Genomic DNA, 24,691 nt, shown 5'->3' on the forward strand with positions numbered 1-24,691 from the left:
GTCCATAGTTGACTAATCCCTGATGGGTCATCACTACCCCTTTGGGTGTGCCCGTCGAACCAGAGGTGTAAAAGACGGCGGCGACATTCTCTGGTGCAGCGACGTTGTTGAGGGTGGTAACAGCTTGTTGGACAATTTTCTGTGCATCTGTGTCCCAGCAGATGACTTGTTCTAGGTCAGTGGGCAATATCACTAGTAGTGATTGTTGAGTCAGCACTATCTTTACTTGGGCATCTGCTAGCAAATAACTCAATCGCTGTTGTGGATAATCCGGGTCTAAAGGTACATAACCTCCACCAGCTTTGAGGATTGCCAAGATGCTGACTAACTGTTCTAAGCTGCGCTCTAGGCATAATCCCACTAATACTTCTTTTTGCACACCCAAAGAACGCAGGTAGTGTGCTAGTTGATTGGCGCGACTATTCAACTGTCGGTAAGTTAGTTGCTGCTGTGCAAACACCACTGCCACTGCATCTGGTGTACGCTCCACTTGCGACTCGAATAGCTCATGGATGCACTGATGTTGGGGATATTCTGTGTGCGTGTCATTCCATTCAAACAGCAATTGCTGGCGTTCAGGTGCCGTCAGCATTGGTAATTCCCCAATTCGCTGTTCTGGGTGAGCGACAATCCCTTCCAGTAAGGTTTGGAAATGCCCCATCATTCTGGTAATCGTTGCCGCATCAAACAGGTCACTGTTATATTCCCATGAACCTACCAATCCTTCAGCAGTATTCTCTAAAGTTAAAGTTAAATCGAATGGGGAGGTGTAATTCTCAATTACCATGCGGCTCCAGGTTAAACCAGGTAACTGCATTTCTGAGAGTGGGGTAACAGTATTAAGAGCAAACATTACCTGAAAGAGTGGTGTGTAGCTTAAGTCTCTTACTGGCTGTAATGCTACAATTAGCTCTTCTACAGGTACATCTTGATGGGCATAAGCTCCCAAGGCTGTTTTGCGGACTTGTTGGAGAAATTCTTGTAAACTGGGATTACCTGACATATCTGCACGAAGCAGCAAGGTATTCACAAAGTAGCCAATCAATCCTTGAATTTCTGGGCGATCGCGGCTGGCGTTGGGGGAACCTACTAAAATATCTGTCTGTCCTGTGTAGCGATAAAGCAAGATGTCAAAGGCGGCTAACATTGTCATAAACAAAGTGACACCTGCTTTTTTGCTCAGTGCTTTCAGCCCATCTGTTAGCTCAAGCGAGAGGGCAAAGGATTGATGCGCCCCCCGGACAGTTTGCATTGTTGGTCTTGGTCTATCTGTTGGCAGTGATAAGATTGTGGCTGCACCTGATAATTGTTGTTTCCAGTAAGCAAGTTGGGACTGAAGAACTTCTCCTTGTAACCATTGTCTTTGCCACAGAGCAAAGTCAACATATTGAATGGGTAATGAGGCTAAAGGAGAAGGTTGACCTTGAATAAGAGCTGTGTACAGTACGGTTAATTCTTCTATCAGTATGTTCATCGACCAGCCATCAGAGACAATGTGGTGTATTGTCAGTTGTAAGATGTACTCTGTCGGGGACAGCACTAATAAAGTAGCCCGCACCAATGGTTCTGTTTCTAGATTAAATGGACGTTGCGCTGCGGCGATCGCTATTTTTTGAGCTTCGCTTTCTCGTTCACTAACTGATAAATGTTGTAAGTCCACCACTGATATTTGCCAATCTAAATCAGGATGGATGACTTGATATGGTTGTCCATCTAAGGTGATGAAGTTAGTACGTAAAGCTTCATGTCGGCGAATGATTTCTTGAAAACTTTGTTCTAAAACTGCTGCATTTAGCTGACCTTGTAACCGCAGCGCAACAGGAACGCTGTAAAACGCGCTATTTTGCTCTAACTGCTCGTTAAACCACAATCCTTGTTGAGATAGGCAAAGAGGTAGTTTACCTTCTCTCGGATATAACATTTCCTTGGTAGAAGGGCGGAATCCCGCGACAGCGCGACTATCTGCTAACAATGAGTTATCGCTTTGGGCACTTTGCTTTGATGTTTGTGTCTTTTGAGTATGATTTGCAATTAGTTCTTTTAAATGCTGCTGCTGTTGCAGATTTATTTCTGTTGGTGGCAATTGTACGGGAGAGATACTTTTTGCAATAGTTTGATGAGACTGAAGTTGATTGATAGTAGCAGATGTGTTTTGTACAACCTGATTTTGTGGTACTGCTAGAGGAACCACAGGCGCGGGAGATGCTGGATGAGAATTTACATTTGCTGATGAAAATATATTCTCTGTGGGTAACCCGGTAGCACGCAAAACATCCAATTGCTCAGACATCAACTGAGACATCGTTTGCAGTTGTTGCAGCATGATTCTTTCCACTGTTGTCTGGGCTACCGTTACTCTTGCCTCCCTGGCTGGTGTTCGCTGTTGGTTCTGAGACTGGCCATCAGACTCAACAATTACTTGAGAAGTATTTTGAGAATCTACAACAGTTGGCTGTGGAGGTTCTGGCGGCAAATTCTGCTCAATGTAGGATGCTACTGCATAGATAGTTGTCAATTCTTCAAATAATTGACTAATAGTAATCTTAATACCATAAGTGGTGTCTATATAATTTTTGGTATCGCCCAACATTAGTGAGTCAGCCCCTAACTCCAGAAAAGGAGTATGAATATTTACTTCCGATGGATCGGCTTTCAGTAAATTTACCATTCGAGAATGGAATTGAGCCACAATTGTGTCTAGACGGTTGATTCGGGGCTGTATGGCCTTGGAGGCAATGGATATCTGCGTACCCACTTGATTATTATTGAGAGTAGCTACCTGTTCGCCGTTACCACTTGTGGCGCTTAATTGGGGCTGTAATGCCTTTGACGGTGCAGATATCGTTGTCTCAGATTGATGATTTTTGGTACTGACTGGTGCTTCAATCCAATAACTTTTGCGCTGAAATGGATAAGTTGGTAGTTGTACACGACGGCGGGAGTAATCATGATCAAAACCAGACCATTGCACCTGTACCCCACGTACATATAGTTCTGCTAAACTTTCGAGTATTTGCTGCCAATCTCCGCGTCTTTGATTCAAACTAGGCAGCCAACCACCCTGACTGCCAAGGCATTTACTACCCATTCCAGATAAAGTTGGTTTTGGGCCAATCTCCAGAAAAATCTCATAACCTTCGGTATATAGCCCCTGTAAACCCTTAGCAAACTGCACTGAAGAGATGAGATGATTGCACCAATACTCAGGATTGACAGTTATTAGTTGCTCTCCGGTAACGTTAGAGATGATGTCAATTTGCGGCGCATGATAAGTAACAGTGGCAGCAATTTGCCTAAATTCTGCCAATATTGGCTTCATGAGTGGAGAATGGAAAGCGTGGGAGGTGGTAAGCTTTGTTGTTTGAATACCTGCGGCTTCTAGATTCCCACAGATTTGCCGAATTACCTGCTGTTCTCCAGAAATTACGGTATTTTCGGGGGCGTTATAGGCTGCGATGCCTATGGCTGGCTCCGCCATCCCAATTTGTGCAAAATTAATTTCTGTAATAGCACGAATAGCTGCCTCAGAAGCAAATACTGCAACCATCTCTCCTGGTTGCGGTAAACTTTGCATCAAACGTGCCCGTTTTGCAATCAGCTTTAGCCCATCCTCTAAACTAAACACCCCTGCGACACAAGCCGCGACATATTCCCCAATACCATGACCCATCACCACAGAGGGTTCCACACCCCAAGATTTCCAAAGCTGCACTAAGGCATATTCTAAGGAGAATAAGGCAGGTTGGGTATACATGGTTTGGTCAATGGGCGAAATCTCTCCCGGTTGCGGATAAAGGACTTTGAGCAGTGGTTCTGGAAGATAGGGAAGCAGAATTTCATTACAGTGGTCAAGAATTTTGCGGAAGGTCGGCTGGGTTTCATAGAGATGGCGACCCATATCTGCATATTGAGAACCTTGTCCAGTAAATAAGAATGCTATTTTAGACCGCGTAGCTTCCTGTATGCTCCCAATTTTCGGGCTTGTAACTTCTTGTTGAGTTCTAAAGTTAACTAGCTGTTGATGCAGGTCAGATGTTGATGTGGCGATCGCACTTGCTCGATGCTGAAAATGGGAGCGTCCAGTGTTGGCTGTAAAGCAAATATCTCCTAAATCTAAATCTGGATGAGCTGCTAAATGAGTCTCATAACGACTAATTAACTGGATCAAGGCTTTTTCAGTTTTTGCCGATAGGGTGAGCAGATGCTTGGGACGCTCAATTTCTGGTGTTAAAAGCTGTAATTGTGGTGCTTCTTCGATCACAATATGAGCATTAGTACCCCCAATCCCAAAGGAGTTAATTCCGGCTCTCCGCAAGCCCGCTGATTCCCAATGGCATAGCTTGGTATTGACTTCAAAGGGTGTTTCGGCAAAGGGAATTAGAGGATTAGGCTGCTGAAAGTGCAAATTGGGAGGTATTTGACGGTGCTGAATCCCCAAAATTACTTTGATCACTTGGGCTATACCCGCAGCACACTCTAAATGCCCAATATTGGTTTTAACTGAGCCAATTTTACAAAACTGCTGGCGTTGTGTGTATTTGCGGAAAGCTTTTGTCAGCCCTTCAACTTCAATGGGATCTCCCAAGGAAGTACCAGTTCCATGTGCCTCGACATAAGAAATCGTATCGGCTGATATCCCCGCTGCATCTAAAGCTTGACAAATTACCTCTGCATGGGAACGAGGGTTAGGGGCGGTGATCCCATTTGTCCGGCCATCATGATTGACAGCCGATCCTTTAATTACTGCATAAATGCGATCGCCATCTTTTAAAGCAAGACTTAGTGGTTTTAGTAATATTGCCCCTGCTCCTTCACCTAAAACGATACCATCAGCTTGGCGATCAAAGCTGGCACAGCGTCCGTTGGGTGAATGCATTTTCATCCGGCTCATGCCAACATAATATTCTGGAGACAATAAAAGATTTACCCCTCCAGCTAAAGCCGTTGTACATTCACCTTGATGCAAGCTGCGACAGGCCATGTGTAACGCCACCAGCGAGGACGAACACATAGTATCAACCAAGATTGAAGGTCCGCGCAGATTCAGCAAGAAAGAAACACGGTTGGCAATCATGGCATTCTGATTACCAATTCCTGCACTATAATCTGATGGGTTTAAAGCAGGTGCAATGCGTTGGTAATAGCCGTTGTTACTACAGCCGACAAAAACACCTACCTGAGTCTGAGCAAAGCTTTCAGGTGAGTAGCCAGAGTCTTCCAATGCTTCCCAAGCCACTTCTAAGAATAGGCGTTGTTGGGGGTCCATTAACTCGGCTTCTCGTGGTGAAATTTGAAAGAACAGAGGGTCAAATTGATCAATATGCTCGATGAATCCACCCCAACGGGAATATGTTTTGTTGGGTGCATCAGGATTTTTGTCATACCAGTCCTCTAAATTCCAGCGCAGGCTAGGTACTTCGGTGATGGTATTTTTCCCTTCTGATAGAAGTTGCCAAAATGATTGCAAGTTTGGAGATTGGGGAAAGCGTCCAGACATCCCAATGACAGCAATATCCTCAGCGCGGATGCGATCGTTAGTCAGTTCAACTACCCTTGCACCTGAAGGGTTAGATAACTGAAGAGTTGAAGAAGGCGTTAGTATTCCTTCTGCCTCCTGCTCTCTACCTTCTGCCTTTCTAGCCCATAATTTAGCAGGTTCCCAGTTGAGCAACAAATATTTCTCTAACTGTTTTTTTTGCACTTCAATTAGATGTAAGGCAAATTCCGTAGGTGTAGGATATTCAAACAATAAGGTGGGAGAGATAGAAAAACCAAATTTTTCCCCTAAGGTTTCCATCATCTCTACAGCTTTGAGGGAATCGATCCCAAAGCTGTGAAAACTGCGATCAAGGGAAATTTGGTTTGGCTGCTTTCCTAAAGAGTTAGCAATGTCCTGGATGATGACTTCACTTAGCCATTGTAATAAAGAACCTTGGCGAACTTGAGCTTCAATTTTTTTGCTGACTTCTTTCCTTTGGGGTTGGGGGTTAATCTCCTTGTCTGCTGTATTTATAGTATTCACAGCATTTAAAGTCCCCGCTAAAAATCCGGCTCGACAAGCATGGCGCTGAATTTTACCACTAGAAGTCTTGGGAATAGTTCCTGTTTTTAATAACAGCACTCTATGAACTTGTAGCTCATGAAATTGAGATACTGCTGTTTGGATCGCCTCAACTACCCTATCCACATCGAGATTTCGTAAGTAAGTCCGCTCTACTTCCTGAACAATTACCAATTGTTCTTGTCCATCAATCTCCACACCAAACGCCGCTCCCGCACCAGATTTTAGTGCTTGATGGCTTTGCTCTACTGTTAGTTCAATATCTTGGGGATAATGATTGCGACCGCGAATGATAATTACATCCTTTAGCCTACCAGTCACAAATAACTCACCATCCTGGATAAAGCCCAAGTCTCCTGTACGCAGAAATTGCCTTGAACTGTTCGGGCTAGCATCTTTTAAGTAAGCGTGGAAAGTTTCTTCTGTTTGCTCTGGTCGCCGCCAGTATCCTTGAGTTACACTGCCACCTGATACCCAAATTTCTCCTATTTGATTATCTGGACAGCGCTTTAATGTCACAGGATCGGCGATCGCAATTTCTGAGTCTAACCAAATCCGACCACAACCCACCAAGGCGCGACTACCTTTTTGCTCAACAGTCCGAGGAACCACCAGATTTTCTTCTAGGGCTGTAGCATCAAAGTAGCTAATCACTGGCGGCTCAGTTTTTAAGCCTCCACACACCAGTAATGTAGCCTCTGCCATCCCATAGCAGGGATAAAAAGCTTCTTTTCGGAAGCCACAAGGAGCAAAAGTTTGCGTAAATCTTTCTAGAGTCTGGGATCGAATTGGTTCCGCACCATTAAAGGCGACATCCCAACTACTCAGATCCAGAGTAGCACGCTGTTCTGGGGTAATTTTGTCAATACACAAGTCATAAGCAAAGTTAGGAGCTCCACTGGTGGTTGCTTGATAGCGGGAAATTGTTTGTAACCACAAAAAAGGCTTTTTAATAAAATCTGTTGGCGACATGACAATGCAGGGAACGCCCAAATATAGACTCTGTAATACATTCCCAATCAATCCCATGTCATGAAAAAGGGGCAACCAAACGACATAAATAGTTTTTTCTGTATGCCCCATCGCAGCTTGGAGCATCGACTGATTATGCAGCAAATTACCATGACTTACCATCACTCCTTTCGGTCTTCCTGTAGAACCTGAAGTGTATTGAAGGAAGGCTAGTGTGTCTTTGTCCAGGTTTGGTTTTTGCCAATTAGCAGCCTCGTAATCGAGAATCTTGTCAGTGGCTAGGCAATGCAAAGCTGTTAATTCTGGCTCTTGTGAAAAGCCTTGTTCAATATTAGTCAAGATGGATGCTGTAGTCAGGGCAAATTTTGCCTCTGAGTCTTTAACAATTGCTTGTAATCGATTCATGCGCTGGTTGCGTCGGGGTGGATATACAGGAACGGCTACAACCCCGGCATACAAACAACCGAAAAAGGCCACAATGAATTCTAATCCTGACGGATACAGCAACAAAGCTCTTTCACCTGGTGTAACTTTTAGCCTCTGAAGCTCAACTGCAATAGCTCGCGCTTTTTGGTCTAATTCTTGATAAGTTAGACTGACTTTTTTTGTTTCTCCGTCTAGCAAAAATGTATAAGCTATACTTTCTGGTTGGTAAAAAGCTCTATAAACCAGAATATTAACTAAAGTATTTATTTGAGGATAACTTCCTTCGTATAAATCACTTCGCATGACTAATATTTAATAATTTTTTCTTAGGGGGTGTTTGAATACTTTCTGTGACACCGTTGTGGCTGTCCTTAACTCAAATAAAGTTCTATCTTCTTCCTGGTTCCGAAATACTCTAGGGCGTGTTGGCATTGTTTATACCTACTTATTTCATTGACTGTCTTTAGTTTTTGTTACACATTTTGGTTATCTCACGCCCACCTACTTACCAGAGTGAATTCTATCCAAACAAATGGATGGATATTTACAATACCTCTGCCAATTTACGAGGGTGAGTTGGTGATGCTTTCACGATTAACTCACTTTTCTCTGAGGTTTGGCAAAAACAATAATTCCTAAAAATTCCTTTAAGGTTTCTCCAAGTTTTTTTAACGTATTGACCGCAGTATAAGGATTTGAATTGACAAACTACCTTTGAAGTGAAACGTTTATCTATGGGTAATTTTGCCAGTTTTGACAAAATTCTGTAGACTTTTGTTTTAGCACAGGTCATTGATTCATCAATTTAATCTCATAGTTTTTAACTTAGTGATGTATCTCTATAGATTGACCATGAAATGGGCGTAGGAAAGATGTTATGTTTCCACACCAAAAGATGGTACAATTCCTCGAATTCAGTCGTGGAGAGAAAAACATTTGTTTTGAAAGGCGCAGCCCAAAAAAACAAGACTTCCTTGTATTAAGCCCCTAACTGAAGTTAGGGAGTTACTCTACACTCTAAGCTTTTCAGGCGCTTTGACAAACATAGTAGCCATTAGGAAGGCAGCTAGTACACTGTTTTCAGATGCTTACTATCAAGTTATTTAGTCACAAAAAGCATATATCTTAAGATACATAAATGTCAATTACTTTCAATCTATTTAACGGGACTTAATTATTTGTTTACATTGTGGTAGTGATAAGCTAATCAGCATTTAAATTGCAACATAGCTACTATCTCCCTTGTTTTTTAGCGTTCTTTCATCACTATCATGAGAGAATAATAGGGTAAAGTGTCCTAAACTCTTTGCTGGGCTATATTTGAGGGAAGATAGCCTGCGGAAACTATAAAATTTGTGGATGATTACTGTGAATGGTATAGTAATCCGATTTGATTCGTGAACTGACTTGTAGAGACAGGGAATGGGGGATAGGGGATAGGGAATGGGAAATGGGAAAAAAGGGAGTTAGAGGTGTACGCAGTTCTTTCAAAAATCAAATAGGAATCCTATATAGAAAGCTGTTAGGAGATAGGGGGGGATATCTGCAGGATGAATGTGGAGCGATCGCCACTAAAAACAGTACGATTGTTCTACCATAACCATAATAAAGATAGTATTATTAAGGATTGTTTCACGCCGCCTCTCACCATCAGCCTGCCGATATGTCAGATCAACAGCTAGCCGCATCCCCGAAGTTCCGATCGGAGGAAACCTCCGCTCAGGCTTCTCTTCTAAACGGACATCTTCCCTACCCTAACCATAACAGCCAGAATACCATTCGGATTCGGGGTGCTAGGCAGCATAATCTGAAGAATATTGACTTGGAATTACCGCGCGATCGCCTAATTGTGTTTACTGGTGTTTCTGGTTCGGGTAAATCTTCCTTAGCATTTGATACCATTTTCGCAGAAGGTCAACGTCGTTATGTGGAATCCCTCAGCGCCTACGCGCGGCAATTTTTAGGACAATTGGATAAGCCGGATGTGGAGGCGATTGAAGGCTTAAGTCCAGCAATTTCCATTGACCAAAAGTCAACTTCTCATAACCCCCGTTCTACTGTCGGCACAGTAACGGAGATTTATGACTATCTGCGGCTGTTGTTTGGTCGCGCTGGTGAACCCCATTGTCCGATTTGCGATCGCTGTATCTCACCCCAGACAATTGATGAGATGGTTGATCGGATTATGGAATTGAGCGATCGCACCCGCTTTCAAATCCTCGCCCCCGTTGTCAGAGGTAAAAAAGGCACTCACCGTAAGCTGTTATCTAGTTTGGCATCTCAAGGTTTTGTCCGTGTGCGTGTCAATGGCGAAGTGCGAGAACTATCGGATTCGATTGAATTAGATAAAAATTTTACTCACACCATTGAAGTTGTAATTGACCGCCTGGTAAAAAAACCTGGTATCCAAGAGCGTCTGGTCGATTCTCTGTCTACGTGTCTCAAGCAATCAGGTGGTATTGCCAATATTGTCATTAGTAATTCGTCATCTGTCACTAGTGATAACCAAGAGCAAATAACAAATGACAAAGAAGAAGAATTAGTATTTTCGGAAAATTTCGCTTGTCCAGAACATGGAGCGGTAATGGAAGAATTATCGCCGCGATTATTCTCGTTTAATTCACCTTATGGTGCGTGTCCCCACTGTCACGGGATAGGAACTTTAAAAAGATTTTCGCCTGATTTGGTAGTACCTGATCCAGAGTCGCCATTGTATGCTGCGATCGCGCCTTGGTCAGAAAAAGATAATTCTTACTATCTGGAATTGCTCTACAGTTTGGGACAAGCTTATGGTTTTGAATTACAGGCCATTTGGAGCAAGCTGACAGTAGAACAGCAGCAGATCGTTTTGTATGGAGAACCAACCAAAGAGGGAGATAAAAAACAGAATTTTAAAGGGGTAATTCCCATACTGCAAAGACAGTATGAGGGGGCTTCAGAGATAGTTAAGCAAAAGCTGGAGGATTATTTAGTTGATCAGCCCTGTGAGATGTGTGGGGGAAAGCGATTAAAACCGGAAGCCTTGGCGGTGAAGTTAGGACAATATGGAATTTTAGAGTTGACTGGGGTTTCAATTCGAGATTGTCGAGAGAGAATTGATCAGTTCCAGTTAAGCGATCGCCAGTTACAAATTGCTGATTTAGTACTCAGAGAAATCAAAGCTAGATTGCAATTTTTGCTGGATGTAGGATTAGATTATCTAACCCTTGACCGTCCAGCAATGACGCTTTCAGGTGGCGAAGCACAGCGAATTCGTTTAGCAACACAAATTGGTTCTGGTTTAACAGGAGTTCTCTACGTTTTAGATGAACCAAGTATTGGTTTGCATCAACGAGATAATGGAAGGCTACTCAAAACCTTAACTAAGTTACGTGATTTAGGTAATACATTAATTGTCGTCGAGCACGATGAAGAGACAATTCGCGCAGCTAACCACATAGTTGATATTGGCCCTGGTGCAGGAATTCACGGCGGAAATATTATCGCCCAAGGCGATTTCCAGGCGTTGCTAGCAGCAGAAGATTCCTTAACTGGTGCATATTTATCAGGACGGCGGGTAATTACCACACCAGCAAAACGCCGAGAAGGAAATGGTCGCAGTTTGGTAATCAAAAGTGCTAATCGCAACAATCTAAAAAATATAGATGTAGAAATTCCACTAGGTAAACTCGTCGCTGTCACTGGTGTTTCAGGTTCTGGTAAATCTACCCTGATTAACGAATTACTTTACCCATCTCTGCAACACCATTTAACTAAGAAAGTCCCCTTACCCAAAGAATTAGATAAAATACAGGGATTAAATGCTATTGATAAAGCGATCGTTATAGATCAATCCCCAATTGGACGTACACCGCGTTCCAACCCTGCAACTTACACAGGTATTTTCGATGCTGTCCGGGATGTGTTTTCCCAAACAGTAGAAGCCAAAGCTAGGGGTTACAAACCTGGACAATTTTCTTTCAATGTTAAAGGTGGGCGTTGCGAAGCTTGTAGCGGACAGGGTGTGAATGTCATTGAAATGAACTTTCTACCCGATGTTTATGTGCAATGCGAAATTTGTAAAGGTGCAAGATACAACCGTGAAACTTTGCAAGTGAAGTACAAAGACAAGTCTATCTCTGACGTTCTCAACATGACAGTTGAGGAGAGTTTAGAGTTTTTTCAAAATATTCCTAAAGCTGTTGCTCGCTTGCAAACTTTATTTGATGTAGGATTAGGTTACATTAAACTTGGTCAACCTGCGACTACCTTATCTGGTGGTGAAGCACAGCGGGTAAAATTAGCAACTGAACTATCTCGACGCGCCACAGGTAAAACACTTTATTTAATAGATGAACCGACCACGGGTTTATCTTTTTACGATGTCCACAAATTATTAGATGTGTTGCAACGTTTGGTAGATAAAGGTAATTCCATTTTAGTAATTGAACACAACTTAGATGTAATTCGTTGTGCTGACTGGGTAATAGATTTGGGGCCAGAAGGTGGCGATAAAGGCGGTGAATTAATTGCTGTAGGTACACCAGAGGAAGTCGCAGCTAATCCTAGGTCTTATACTGGGCAATATTTGCAGCAGGTTTTGCAGCAATATCCAGCAATGAAAAAAATGCAACTGTAGAGACGTTGCAATGCTGTAGAGACGTTGCAATGCAACGTCTCTACAGTCAACGATAATTGGTCGTTTTACCGAAAAGAAATCGGGTTTTTGCGATTACTGAATCGATGCTCTAGCACTCTATTTGCGTACCAGGTTGAGCAGTTCTTTAGGAGATGCTAATAAGTCAATCGCTACAAAGTAAATTTGCCCTTGGGGGTCGAGTAAGAATCGCCAAGCAATATTCATCCCCACATTCCCCCCAAACCAAGGAGTTTCCACCGTACCAGTAATTTTATGCTGTGTATAACCATCTTCTATGCTTTCCGAGATGCCTTTCGTTGGCTTCATCACTAATCCCTGTCCTTCGTCTCGCAGGTAAGCGGTGATAGCCTCTCGCCCAACAATCGGTTTTTGGAAAGGCGGTTGCAATGCACCGTTGTTAGCAAATAAAGCAACAGCAGCTTCAACATTATCTGCGTTCATTGCTTGAATGTATTTCAGCACTGTCGGCTCTGTTACCCCCTCAATAGGAGATTGAGGAAGTTGAGATGTGCGTGGGAATGTGAAGTTTATGACTTCTGCTTCTTGCTTGGGAGACTGAGCCGGATCGAATCCCATATCTACTACAGTATTTCGTAATACAGTAATTTGCTGACTTTGATCGATTTTCTGAACTGCTTCTAGTACTGCTTTAACTTCAGTTGACATTTGATAGCCGAATGGCATGGGAGCAACGATACCCTGTTTCATCCACTCTCCTAGCTGCCACCAAAAACCCAATTTTGCATTGACACCAAAGTATGCATAGGAACGGCTGATAGGAGTGTCAGCATTAGTTGCAAGATCCCTCATGAGTTGTGTTTGTTCTTCATGAGACATCTGCTTAATTTGGTTGAATATACCTTCCATCAATTGGAGATTTGCTTTTCCAGGAGCAGCAGGAGTAATTGTACGACCTAACTCGGTGTAGGCATACCAGAGAAATGCTAGTTTGTCGTCAATGTTGAGCTTGGCAAACATTGCTGTGGTGGCTGGAACAGCATCCGCCACTTGGGTGTTAGAAAAAATGTTACGCGCGGACTCGATAGTGTAATTCATGCTTATTACCTCAGAGATTTACCTATTAGTTGGTTGCTTTCAGCGACACTTTACAGCTTGAGGGATAAATCTAGGGGATTTTTCCGGGATGACACAACCATCCCTAGATATCCAAGTTCAAGTCATCAACTACTCTGGTATCGTACCTTGAAAACATTAACAAAAGACTAAGATTTATCTAATGGATATCATTGACTAAAATGCATACCAATTATTTTTTAAACTAAGTTAATACCTCAGTCAAAGCAGAGTTTTCCGACTAGCTATTTTTCCATACAAAGTTAATCGGGTAAATGACATCTATCTAAAAGTAGAGAAATTAGTTTACATCTTAAAATTAAGATGTGTTAGTAAATGGTATCTATCTAAATAGGTAAATAAATGTAGTTAGAGACTAATGATTGTAATAACAATAAAATTTTGTATTGATTTCAATTTAGAGCGTATTTACAACTATTCGCCAAGCTAATAGAAATCTGCTTGATATCCGTTTTCCAATGAAACTTTTGGTAATCGACCACGGGGCGATCGCAACTTGATCTGTGATCTTTCTTAAACTCAGTACTAACGCTGAAATAGCGCAGAAAAAAGAAATCAGCCAAAAATGGGACAGCTACGTCTTGGGTATTAAGGCTAGGGGAGAAGGTATAGGCTCGAAGTGATAAGAAATAATCTGTGCCCTATTCCCATCTTCAGTCCCCAGTCAATGTCAGTTTTATGGCATAAATTTAGTGAATGTGAGCGATATGTAGATAGCAGCATTGACCACTGGTAAATTAATATATGAATAACACCACCTATCAGCTAGACGATTTCGCAATAACGTTGCCAATCTCCCAAATAGCTCGCATAACTGCCCAGCAGTTTGCCAATCAGCAGCCAACTCCTGAAAAAGCAGAGCAAGTTAGACTGAATACATTAGCTGTGTGGGTGGTGAATGACTACTTGCAAATGATGGAAATTCCTACTAACCTCCAAGCCAGTGACAGTTGGAACCCCGTTATGCGTCTTTGTGCAAATGTGGCTGATCTGGAAATACCCTCAGTTGGTCGTTTGGAGTGTCGCCCTGTACGTCTGCATCAGCAGACATGTGCCATTCCTCCAGAAACCTGGGAAGAACGGGTAGGTTATTTAGTAGTTCAATTTGATGAATCGCTCCAAGAAGCAAAGTTGCTAGGATTTATCCCTCAAGTCACAACCGAAATACTGGCTTTAACTCAACTGCAACCTCTAGAAGCGTTAATTGATCATTTAGCAACCCCATTAGTGAATTTGAGTCAGTGGTTTGCTGGGATATTTGAGACAGGCTGGCAAACTATTGAATCCTTATGGAACGTGCCAGAACTTAGACCAGCTTATGCCTTTCGTGGTACTGAGACTGTGGAAAAAAATACCTCCAACCAGCTAGAAGCAGTAACCAGACGTGCAAAATTGATGGATTTGGGAATCCAAATTCTCAACCAGCCCGTTATGTTGATGGTGGAAATCACTCCCGAAACTGACCAACAAACCAGTATTCGTCTTCAGTTACACGCTACTGGTAGTCAAATCTACTTACCCCAAGGAGTGCAGCTTACTGTAATAGATAGTTCAGGAGGGGTTTTTCTAGAAGCTCAAGCTAGAAAATCAGACAACTACATTCAGTTGCAGTTTCGTGGTGAACCCACAGAGCTATTTAGCGTTAGAGTAGCATTACACGATACCAGCATCACCGAACATTTCATGATTTGAAGCAGATAAATTTTCAAGTTTGGTTGGTAATTATTAATCAGTAATTTGGGAATTAAAAATCCGGCTTGAATTTTGAGAGAAGTTTGAGCGGTAGCTTCTGAGTGTTGGTCATGAACACTTGAACGCTGCTACTTTCAGGATATCTACAACAAGTCATATCAATTCGTAATTAAGAAAGTCAGATTTAAGCTGGGTGACATTCTTTGAATCTGTCGCCCTATTTTGGAAAATTAGCGTCAGTACGAGACAGCAGTTTTTTGGATCTGGCTAACCCTCCTGCAACGTTAGCTCCTCCTACCGTATTGGAAAATAGAACTGATATTCTATAGAAGAAAGCAAAAAGTAGAGTTTGGTATTCTCGTACTTCTACGGAAAAGCAAGTTACGCGCAAAGTTTTTAGCAGGAGAAGACAAGGTAGAGGCATCAGAAATTCGGTGATTTTGAGTTGGAGTAAAGCGACATCATGGGTAAGTTAGTAGTTCTGAAATTTGGAGAGGGTAGTTTTGAGCAGGGATTTGCTGTCACCCTTCAGATTGGTGAAGAATACGAGCGTCCCTCAACAGAAATTACGGGTAAGCTACCTCCATCACCCGAAATGCCCCTTTACTATAGCCACTGGCAGTCTAGTTATCGACATTTGGGCAACCGTTATCGCCTCCATGCTGATCAAGTGCAGGTGACAAATGTATCGATGATCCAAGATTGCGAAAACACTGCCCATATTTTACGAGCACGCTTCAACACTTGGCTACGGGCGGAAGAGTTTCGCTCCCTCCGAGAGAAATGGCTAGAGAAATTATTGCCCACAGAAGAAGTGCGAGTAATTCTGCAAACGGAAAATAGCCAATTGCAGCTATTACCTTGGCATCTGTGGGACTTGTTAGAACGCTATCCCAAGACTGAAATCGCCCTTTGTTCACCAACCTACGATCGCATTATCAAACCATGCAACCGAAACCATGCGGTGAATATTTTGGCAATTATCGGTAATAGTCAGGGAATTGACACTCAGGCTGACCAAGCTTTACTACAAAAGTGTAGCAACGCAGATATTAGCTTCGTAGTAGAACCACAGCGCAAGGAATTAACTGACCATCTGTGGGGGAAAAACTGGGATATTCTTTTTTTTGCCGGTCACAGTTCAAGTCAAGGGAATGGAGAAAGTGGGCGAATTTACCTGAATCAAACTGATAGCCTGACCATTGGCGAGTTAAAATACGCTCTCAAAAAAGCTATTGAAAATGGCTTGCAACTGGCAATATTTAACTCCTGTGATGGATTAGGATTGGCGCGAGAACTGGCTGATTTGCAAATCCCCCAAATGATCATCATGCGCGAACCCGTCCCAGATCGGGTTGCTCACGAGTTTTTGAAGTATTTTTTAGCAGGCTTTGCAGGTGGTGAGTCTCTATACCAGGCGGTACGGCAAGCGCGAGAACGCTTGCAAGGACTTGAGGATAAATTTCCTTGTGCAACTTGGCTACCAGTAATTTGCCAAAATCCAGCACAAAGATCACCTACTTGGGAGGAACTAAGGTGTGCAAACCCCGAAGAAACACCGAATTTATCTCCCTCTTCTCAACGCAGATTTAACGTGCCTTTATTCTCAAGCCTAGCAATTACAACCTTGGTCTGTGGAATGAGGTTTGTAGGACTACTGCAAAGTGCAGAGTTAAATGCTTTTGACTTGATGATGCGATCGCGTCCTGATGAAGGAATTGATCCACACTTGTTGATAGTGACAATTGATGACACTGACCTAGCAACTCAACGACAAAATGGCGAATCATTGAAAGGAACTTCCCTTTCTGATAAGTCTCTCAACAAACTACTAGCAAAACTGGAGCAGTACCAACCCAGAGTGATCGGCTTGGATATTTACCGTGATTTTCCGGCCGAAGACCAAGATTTAACTACTCGTCTTGAGCATACTCAAAACTTAATTGGCGTATGCAAGGGAAGTGATACAACAGTCAACACCAAAAGCATTGAGCCACCGCCGGAAATCCCAGAATCACGTCTGGGATTCAGCGACTTCGTTCAAGATAGCGATGGGGTTTTACGCCGACATCTGCTATTCATGAACCAGGAAGCAGCATCGTTGTGTTCTGCTTCCCACGCGCTCAGTATGCAATTGGTATTTCGCTATCTATCGCATTTAGGAATTAAACCTCAGTTCACCTCTACAGGGAATTTACAGTTGGGTAATCATGTTTTTCCAACTTTGAAGGCTCGCGCTGGCGGCTATCAAGGCATCGATGCCAGTGGACAAATCTTACTCAACTACCGTTCCTCCAAGCAGATAGCTGAGCAGGTAACGCTAACGCAATTTTTATCTAACCCGGTTAACCCTAGTGCCGTCAAAGACCGGGTTGTTCTGATTGGTGTGGTGGGAAGAGGGGATTTTCGAGACGCCTGGTCTACGCCCTACGGAGCTTTCTTCAAAGAGCAAATGCCAGGAGTGTTGGTACAAGCGAATATGGTTAGCCAAATCCTTAGTAATGTCCTACATGGACGTCCGTTACTGCGGGTTTGGTCACTGTGGGTTGAGGTGGTCTGGATTTGGGGCTGGTCTGTGGTTGGAGGAACACTTGCTTGGCAATGGCGATCGCTTTCCTGGTTAACATTGGCTGTCGGTGTTACCTCTGGCGTTCTGTATCTGCTCTGTTTTGGTCTATTAATTTTGGGTGCTTGGGTGCCTTTTGTACCATCGGCTTTGTCATTGGCGGCGACAGTTGGCTTGATGTCAATTCATAATTCAAAAATAAAAAGTGATCAAAAATCCTAGCTCATTACTAATTGACTCAAGGAAAAGTTTTAATGAAGTCAAATTCGCAATCGATAACACTGCTTTTAATACTAACTTTTAGCTACACAAGTTTATTGAGTAGCCTAACCTCAGTACTGGCAAAACCAACTTTACCAGCTTCAGCTCGCTCTCAAGTTGTACGCTTTGCGCCACCCCCACCTCCACCTGGGCCTCCGCCGGGAGGTCGTCCAACTGGAGGAGCTAGTCGTGGAGGCAGCTTAAGTATGTGTCCAACTGTGAAAACTCAACTCACTGCCCTAGTCCCCTTTACCGAAGAACCTGCCAAAGTGAAGAATGTCTGGGGATTGACAACCGTAGAACGCCCAAGCTGGTTGTTTTATGTGCCATACACCAAGGACTCTGCTTATCCAGCTGAATTTGTACTGCAAGATCAGGAATCAAACTCTATTTATCAAAAAGCGATCGCCCTACCAGGGCGTTCGGGAGTAATCCGTGTTTCTTTACCTGCTGATGCTCCCGCATTAGAAGTAGGCAAACAATATCGCTGGTTTTTCAGCGTCTACTGTGATCAACAAAAAGAATCACCTCCGATTTACATTGAAGGGGTGATACAACGAGTCAACTTGAAACAGACAACTGTTCAGGAGCTAGACAAAGCAGAACCTTTTAAGCGCTTTGTTATTTATGCCCAAAATGGGATATGGTACGAGACACTGACGACACTAGCAGAACTGCACCAGAAAAATCCCCAGGATACGAAACTTCAAGCAGAGTGGCGGGATTTGCTTGCCAGCATCGGCTTAGATAAATTAGCCACGGAACCGATTTTTCTAGAAACACGGTAGATGAAGGGATAGGGAGGACAAGGGAATTTTACTGATGTCTCCCCATTTCCTCTTAAACATTTTCCTATCGCTGTCCTTTACGAACCATACCTAGTCCATAGAGGTACAACTCAACAACACTATAAACAAGGGGAGGAGGATCTTTGGGACGAGAGCGTTCTGTAAGAATACCAGCTTCGACCATGTTTTGGATGCAAGGGGTTAATTCACTATGCTCTATGTTCCATCTTTCAGCTAGGCGATTCTCATCAATAGGAGAGCGTTCACCTTGAAGTCTCTCTAAAAAATTCTCTAGTTCCGGGTATTCATTTCGCACTTCAGCTACACGTTGCTGAGACACGTAGGGAAAAGCATCGATCAATGCTTTTGGACGCAAAGTTATCTCTGAACTGTATTCTGTAGAAAATTCCTTCTCAATTTCGACTGCCTTTTCTAAAAGCAATACCAAACTGCGTGGAAAACAGTTATTTTGACCGTCAGCAATACGGTTGCGAACCCAGTTATAAGTATAGGCTTTTTTTGTACGCCCCATTCGCTCACCCCACAGAGGATACAAGCTTTGACGCAATTGTTCCAGCCCAATTATATTGAGCCGCTCCACAGTAACTCCTAACTTTTCCTCCAAAGATTTTCTCAAAAATTCAGAGCTTTTAAGGGCTTGGCGAAGCACCAGTCGCCAGAGATCAGCCTCTTCCCAACGTAACTGAAGTGAGCGCCCACTATAATGTCCTGTATTAGTAAAGTTGAGTTGATTCCAGATATCTTCGCGTAAAAATATCTTAGGTACAATCTGCTTGAGACTAGTGCCGTTTTCCAACCACCAAGCAAGCAATGCTTCGAGTGCCCGTCGGCGTCGTTCATAATCTTTTAGACTAGAACCAAAGCCAGCATCTAGCTCATCGTAAAGTAGCCAAACCACTTGATTATTCTGCTGTAACCATTGGTCAATTGCACGTAACTCGTCAGCAGCTTGCGGTCGTTTCATTGGAGATTGCGATCGCTCTACTAGCCATAAAACAATATCAGCATGAGAAAGGTTTTCTTGAGCGCTCAACACGACTAACTTTTCATCTAAACTAGAAATCGAACGTAGTTCTAACTTACGATTGCAGAGTTGTAAAAGACTATAATTGAGCCAAAAAAATTGCCAGTTATCCTCACCAACTTGCTGTTCATAGCTAGCTAGATCGAGACTTTCCAGAATGGTTCCTGCTACCCTAGGTTGACCATGTCCTGGAATAAAATTGACATTACTTAAATTGACATCAGATTCAGCTAATTCCTTGGCTGCATCTGGTTGTTCTACAAACAGTCGAAACAAAAGACTTTTACCAGTTCCCTTGGCCCCTCGAATTAGCCAAGTTCGATTAATCAAAAATTTAGGAAAATCTTCTGTACGTTGAAAGATATTCGGAATATTAGCTGTTTCTAATTCTTGTGCAGTTGCTGCCTGAAATTGTAACTCATTTAGAATTGTTCTCGGGTTGCCAATAGTTCTAGTCGCTATCTTAGGTTGAATATCTGGCAAACTAGCATCAATAGTATCAGCAAGAGGTAGATAAGTATCTAGTAAACTCTTTGGTATATCATTGACTAAACTAGACAAAGTTGCGATATTAGGATTGTATAAAACTTCGTTGTAAAGTTGTCCGACATTTACTCCATCAGGTAAACCCCAGTTGTCTTCGATCCAACTTTCGACTTTATTTATCCAAATTTGATGCTGCTCAAATGCAACTACTGGCACAGGTGTTAGTAGAAATCGTGCATCGGGCTTACCCTGATATTTTTGTTGTTTACGAGTTGCTTGTACAACCCAACGTAGTCCCTCAAAGCTCTGCTCAGTTGGCGAAAAACAGATGATAGCAGTATCTGCCAGATCGAACAGTGCGATCGCACCTACATCATTAAATCCAGGACGAGCATCAATCAAAATTACATCTGGATCTAGTTGTTCTTTAATATCTTTCATCAGCTGCTCTACTGCATTATGGCTAGACCTATAGAAAGATCGCATATCCAGGTCAGCTAGCCGATGAATATAATTTTCGTCATACTCTCCTACTGGCACTAAAAAAAGTTCGCCGCGAGTTTGTAAATTTATCTGGCGGATACAATCACCAATATTAGGAATATTTTCTTCAGGAGTAAGGTAGCGTTGGTGTAAGTAATCTAATACCCCATACCGTTCTCCATTGGTATTTTCAATATCCTGCTGAAACATAATTGAAATTCCAGGAGCTTCTAAGTCGAAATCTACTATGACTACGCGACGATTGCGGGTTGCCAGTATACCTCCTACTAATCCTAATGCCGTAGAGCGACCCACACCTCCCTTGAACGAGTAAAAAGTAACGACAAAAGGTCTTTTCGGACTATCTTCATCTACTTCTTCTGGGTGATCAGGTTCCGGAGCCATTAAGATATCTGACCAGAGTGGTAACTGAATGTATTGGGTGGGCTGTTTGGTGTCTTCCTGTGGCGTCAATAAGTCATAGCCAGTAATTGGATACCGTCCAAGATTCAAATTAGAATCAAGATTTATTAGCAAATTATCTATTTTTTGTTCACGTTCAATTAATGCTTTACCTTCAAAGCAATCGGTAATAATACGAATTTTTAGCCAACCTAATGAAGTACGTTTGACGCTTACCTGTACTTGTTTGTCTTCAAAGTTTAAATTATCGCTTAAATACTTCTGAATTTCTTGAGGTGTTAGAGTACTGGAGTTCGTCATTATACCTCGCCTTGCTTGTATAGCAGGAATCGATGTAAAGTTTGCACTGCTTCGATAAATTTTTTGCTATTTTCCTCATCACCTAATTTGTCTGAGTATCGTAATTCATCATTACGCCAGACGGATGAAACTAGATTCCATGCCTGTTTATAAATACCAGTTCTGTCTAACTTTATAGTACGTTGTAGTATGGGCAAACTATCAAGTAAATTTGTTAAATTATGCAGACTAGCTGCTTGCAGTCCCTTCTGAAATATTCTCGTATCTTTAAAATTATTTTTACTTTCTTCGTAACAGATGAGAGATTTTAAAGAGCATTCAATCGCGTAACCACCAAGATAAATAGCACCTGTCCAACGTTTATGGTTATGCAAAGCTAGGGCATCTTCAATCCGACGACGAGAAGCACCTAGTTGGCAACGTCTATCGTAAGTATCCATTAACAAATGTATTCGCCATATATAAATTTTAAAAATACAAGCATTGTAGATATTTTAAACACTATAATCTCAAAATATCTAGATCTTATCGAAACAAGTGCGCTGCTACAGGGTCATCCTGTGCATCTACACATCCTCAAGCCTTTTCAAAGCGATCGCATCATTCAACCAAAACGTATTCTATCTTCCTATTTTTCAAGCCTCAAATACTGCGGACGGCAGGGGTTTCCCCAACTAACCTGGCCAGGAGGTATGTGAGTAAAAACACTACTACGAGCACCAATTACCGCATTAGCCCCAATTTGCACTCCTGGCCCCACAAAACAATCTGCCGCCACCCATGCGCCATTACCAATGGTGATACTCGCTGTTTTCAAACCAAAAGCAGGGTCTTGGATGTCATGACTACCAGTACATAAGTAAGTTTTTTGCGAAATGATACAGTGCTCACCAATAAGGATTTGATCGAGGCTGTATAAAACTACATCATCTCCAATCCAACTGTAATCGCCAATGGTGACTTTCCAAGGGTAAGTGAAGCGGGCTGTAGGTCTAATCAGCACACCTTTGCCAATACGAGCGCCAAACAACCGCAGTAAGGCGCGACGCAAAATATTCAGCGGTTGAGGTGTGAGAGGAAAAGCGATCGCCTGCACAATCCACCACAACAAAATATACCAACCTGGACGTCCTCGATCAAACCAAGATTGGTCATATTTACGTAAATCTACAAAAGGTTGGTCATTTGTCATTGGTTAAGAGTCAAAAGTCAAGGGTCAAGAGTCAAGAGTCAAAAGTTCAGTATTTACACGTATCCTCCACTACCCCACTCCCAATATCTTCTAACTTGCTGTTTGCCCAATTTCTTGAGTTAGAGATGTTGGCACAGACTTAGAAGTAGTTGTAGTATTTAGCTGACCACCACAGTGGCGTAATTCGTAAAGTTTGACCCCAATTTGATATTCATATTGACTCAGCAAGCGTGCATAGATATATCCAGCTTTGCCATCCAAAAAACCGCGCTGAATAATGTAGAACAAAACAAATCGTAAAATTGGTTTGAATGGCAGACGCACCCACACTTTTTTCAAAAAGCGCTTGCGTTGTACCGCATCACCAAATAGATTTGCACCAATAGTACCACTGTCATCTTTACCTGTTAGAAGATTGAAATAAACACGGGCTTCCCAGTTGGAATAGCGGTTGTGCCGTTCTAACCAGTGGTAAAGGTTGCGGAAGTCCTCGTGGAGCATATCATTTTTGAGATATCCGACTTTTCCCTTTAAAATCACATGTTCGTGAACTTCGTTATCACCAGTATTGGGAATATTTTCGGTATTAAGGTTTTCATAGCGACCTTTTTCATGCTTAAACAAACGCAGATTCCAATCAGGATATTTACCACCGTGGCGAATCCATTTTCCTAAGAAAAATACACGGCGGTTGAGGTAGTAACCGTTATCTTCATTATTGTGAATTGCTTGGTCAATTTCTTCCCACAGTTCCGGGGTAATGCGCTCATCGCAATCTACAATTAACACCCATTCGTTGCGAAAAGGGAGATTATCTAAAGACCAATTTTTCTTTTTGGGCCAGTGTCCATTGAAGCTGAATTGCACAACATTTGCACCGTGGCTTTTAGCAATTTCAATGCTATTATCGGTACTTTGAGAATCTACTACAAACACTTCATCCGCTCTGGTGAGGCTAGCGAGGCAGGCTGGTAAGTTTGCTTCTTCATTTTTGGCTGGAATTAGTACTGAAACTGGTATTTTAGATGACATAAAATTTTAATTTTTATTTGTTATTCTTTATTTGATTTGGAAATAGAAGACCTTGAATAGCGGCATTTAAGTAACCAATTTGACCATAAGCGTATACAAGTTTGTCAAATCGTTCTGCTGGATCGGAGAAATATTGCACTGCTTTATATAAACCACGTAAAAATCGCTCGCTACCCCGCTGCAATTGAGCGATACCAGCTTTACCGGAGAGTTGTTCCCGATAACATTCACTGATACCTTGCCACCAGCCTCGATTTAAAAACCAGGAACGTTGCAGACGTTCTGGGGCAACATTGTGAGCGACTAAAGCTTTAGGAAGATAAACGACTTGCCAACCACGCTGTAGGGCAAATTCGGTCATTTGCAGTTCTTCATTAGATAAGAGGTTTTTCCCCACTCGACCAAGCTGAGGATCAAAACCTCCGATTTCTTCAAGAAAACTGCGGCGGATAGAGTAATTTAAGCCTCTGGGTGTTAAACCTGGCTGCTCAATCTTAATGATGCTATCACCCAAGTCGTATGCTCCCAGATTTCCAGCTAGCCCTGGAGATAGCCACCGTGGTTGTTGGATGCCTTGAGGCCATAGTAAAGTGACTTTGCCCCCGGCGATCGCTAACTGAGAATTATCTTGGTAGGCAAAATACAAAACTTGTAGCCAGCCAGGGCTAGCTATGGCATCGTCATCCAAATAAGCAAGAATATTACCACGAGCAACTCTTGCACCAGTGTTCCGAGCAACAGATAAACCGATAGTAGGTTCAAAGATGTACTTCAGACGGGAATCACCCGCTCTTTGTTTTACAACTTCACGAGTGCGATCGCCAGACCCATTATCTACTACCACAACTTCAAACTCAGCAGCGAAATCCTGCACCAAAAGGCTATCAATCGCAGCACCTAAATAGATATCTCGGTTATGAGTGCAGATAATAGCAGAAATTTGGGGGTCTGGCATTTTGTTAGTTATCAGTTGTCGATTTTCAGTTATCAGTGTCCAGAGATGACTGTTCACTATTCACATCTTGCTGCCTGTTAATCTAAACTAAAAATTCCCAACCCACCAACCGAGTTTCTTCGGATATAATTTTTAAAACTTCATAATAAGCGGCGGGAAACCACACCTGTGAAAGTGGGCATCGTCGTCAAGTCGCCCCGCCACCATTGGGCATTAGTAATTCTTCCCCATGCCCCATGCCCCATGCCCTGTCTCTTATCCACATCTCCGAGCCC

11 protein-coding genes are annotated in these 24,691 nt (G+C 42.6%); 4 read left to right on the forward strand and 7 right to left on the reverse strand.

From position 1 onward, the window contains the following. Positions 1 to 7,762 (reverse strand): type I polyketide synthase (locus tag IQ246_RS30490; protein WP_194004875.1); only part of this gene is annotated, 7,762 nt, incomplete at its 3' end. Positions 7,763 to 9,122: 1,360 nt separating this feature from the next. Here IQ246_RS30490 and uvrA point away from each other — a divergent pair. Then, entirely contained in the window at positions 9,123 to 12,077 is a 2,955-nt protein-coding gene (gene uvrA, locus IQ246_RS18870) for an excinuclease ABC subunit UvrA (RefSeq protein WP_208492210.1), read from the forward strand. 117 nt (positions 12,078 to 12,194) lie between these two features. On the opposite strand, the gene IQ246_RS18875 is transcribed toward uvrA, so the two are convergent. After that, positions 12,195 to 13,154 carry an orange carotenoid protein N-terminal domain-containing protein gene (locus IQ246_RS18875; RefSeq protein WP_194004876.1) on the reverse strand — a complete coding sequence of 320 codons (960 nt, stop codon included), beginning with the start codon at positions 13,152 to 13,154 and terminating at the stop codon, positions 12,195 to 12,197. A 783-nt stretch (positions 13,155 to 13,937) separates the two neighbouring features. Here IQ246_RS18875 and IQ246_RS18880 point away from each other — a divergent pair. The 3 genes from IQ246_RS18880 (at position 13,938) to IQ246_RS18890 (ending at position 18,500) form a co-directional block, all read left to right on the forward strand. After that, positions 13,938 to 14,885, forward strand: a complete 948-nt coding sequence (locus tag IQ246_RS18880; protein ID WP_194004877.1) for a DUF1822 family protein — start codon at positions 13,938 to 13,940, stop codon at positions 14,883 to 14,885. Between the two features lie 463 nt (positions 14,886 to 15,348). Beyond that, positions 15,349 to 17,673, forward strand: a complete 2,325-nt coding sequence (locus IQ246_RS18885; protein ID WP_194004878.1) for a CHASE2 domain-containing protein — start codon at positions 15,349 to 15,351, stop codon at positions 17,671 to 17,673. A gap of 32 nt (positions 17,674 to 17,705) precedes the next feature. Beyond that, positions 17,706 to 18,500: a DUF928 domain-containing protein gene (locus IQ246_RS18890; RefSeq protein WP_194004879.1), complete on the forward strand. Its 795-nt coding sequence runs from the start codon at positions 17,706 to 17,708 to the stop codon at positions 18,498 to 18,500. Between the two features lie 64 nt (positions 18,501 to 18,564). Here the strand turns inward: IQ246_RS18890 and IQ246_RS18895 are convergent, their stop codons facing one another. From IQ246_RS18895 to IQ246_RS18915, 5 genes are all read right to left on the reverse strand, one after another. Next, positions 18,565 to 21,237 (reverse strand): ParA family protein, encoded by a 2,673-nt coding sequence (locus tag IQ246_RS18895; RefSeq protein ID WP_194004880.1) that lies wholly within the window; start codon positions 21,235 to 21,237, stop codon positions 18,565 to 18,567. Beyond that, positions 21,237 to 21,677 (reverse strand): hypothetical protein, encoded by a 441-nt coding sequence (locus IQ246_RS18900; protein ID WP_194004881.1) that lies wholly within the window; start codon positions 21,675 to 21,677, stop codon positions 21,237 to 21,239. Before IQ246_RS18900 ends, IQ246_RS18895 begins: the two co-directional genes overlap by 1 nt. A gap of 188 nt (positions 21,678 to 21,865) precedes the next feature. Continuing rightward, on the reverse strand, positions 21,866 to 22,429 hold the full coding sequence (gene hpsU, locus IQ246_RS18905; RefSeq protein ID WP_194004882.1) for a hormogonium polysaccharide biosynthesis acetyltransferase HpsU: 564 nt from the start codon (positions 22,427 to 22,429) through the stop codon (positions 21,866 to 21,868). A 90-nt stretch (positions 22,430 to 22,519) separates the two neighbouring features. Continuing rightward, entirely contained in the window at positions 22,520 to 23,461 is a 942-nt protein-coding gene (locus IQ246_RS18910) for a glycosyltransferase family 2 protein (protein ID WP_194004883.1), read from the reverse strand. 13 nt (positions 23,462 to 23,474) lie between these two features. After that, positions 23,475 to 24,416 (reverse strand): glycosyltransferase family 2 protein, encoded by a 942-nt coding sequence (locus IQ246_RS18915; protein ID WP_194004884.1) that lies wholly within the window; start codon positions 24,414 to 24,416, stop codon positions 23,475 to 23,477. Between the last annotated feature and the right edge of the window lie 275 nt (positions 24,417 to 24,691).

Source organism: aff. Roholtiella sp. LEGE 12411, assembly GCF_015206995.1.
GTDB lineage: Bacteria > Cyanobacteriota > Cyanobacteriia > Cyanobacteriales > Nostocaceae > Komarekiella.

Coding starts and splice junctions, on each gene's coding strand:
- uvrA (WP_208492210.1), top strand. CDS start 9,123: ATGTCAGATCAACAGCTAGCCGCATCCCCGAAGTTCCGATCGGAGGAA.
- IQ246_RS18875 (WP_194004876.1), bottom strand. CDS start 13,154: ATGAATTACACTATCGAGTCCGCGCGTAACATTTTTTCTAACACCCAA.
- IQ246_RS18880 (WP_194004877.1), top strand. CDS start 13,938: ATGAATAACACCACCTATCAGCTAGACGATTTCGCAATAACGTTGCCA.
- IQ246_RS18885 (WP_194004878.1), top strand. CDS start 15,349: ATGGGTAAGTTAGTAGTTCTGAAATTTGGAGAGGGTAGTTTTGAGCAG.
- IQ246_RS18890 (WP_194004879.1), top strand. CDS start 17,706: ATGAAGTCAAATTCGCAATCGATAACACTGCTTTTAATACTAACTTTT.
- IQ246_RS18895 (WP_194004880.1), bottom strand. CDS start 21,237: ATGACGAACTCCAGTACTCTAACACCTCAAGAAATTCAGAAGTATTTA.
- IQ246_RS18900 (WP_194004881.1), bottom strand. CDS start 21,677: ATGGATACTTACGATAGACGTTGCCAACTAGGTGCTTCTCGTCGTCGG.
- hpsU (WP_194004882.1), bottom strand. CDS start 22,429: ATGACAAATGACCAACCTTTTGTAGATTTACGTAAATATGACCAATCT.
- IQ246_RS18910 (WP_194004883.1), bottom strand. CDS start 23,461: ATGTCATCTAAAATACCAGTTTCAGTACTAATTCCAGCCAAAAATGAA.
- IQ246_RS18915 (WP_194004884.1), bottom strand. CDS start 24,416: ATGCCAGACCCCCAAATTTCTGCTATTATCTGCACTCATAACCGAGAT.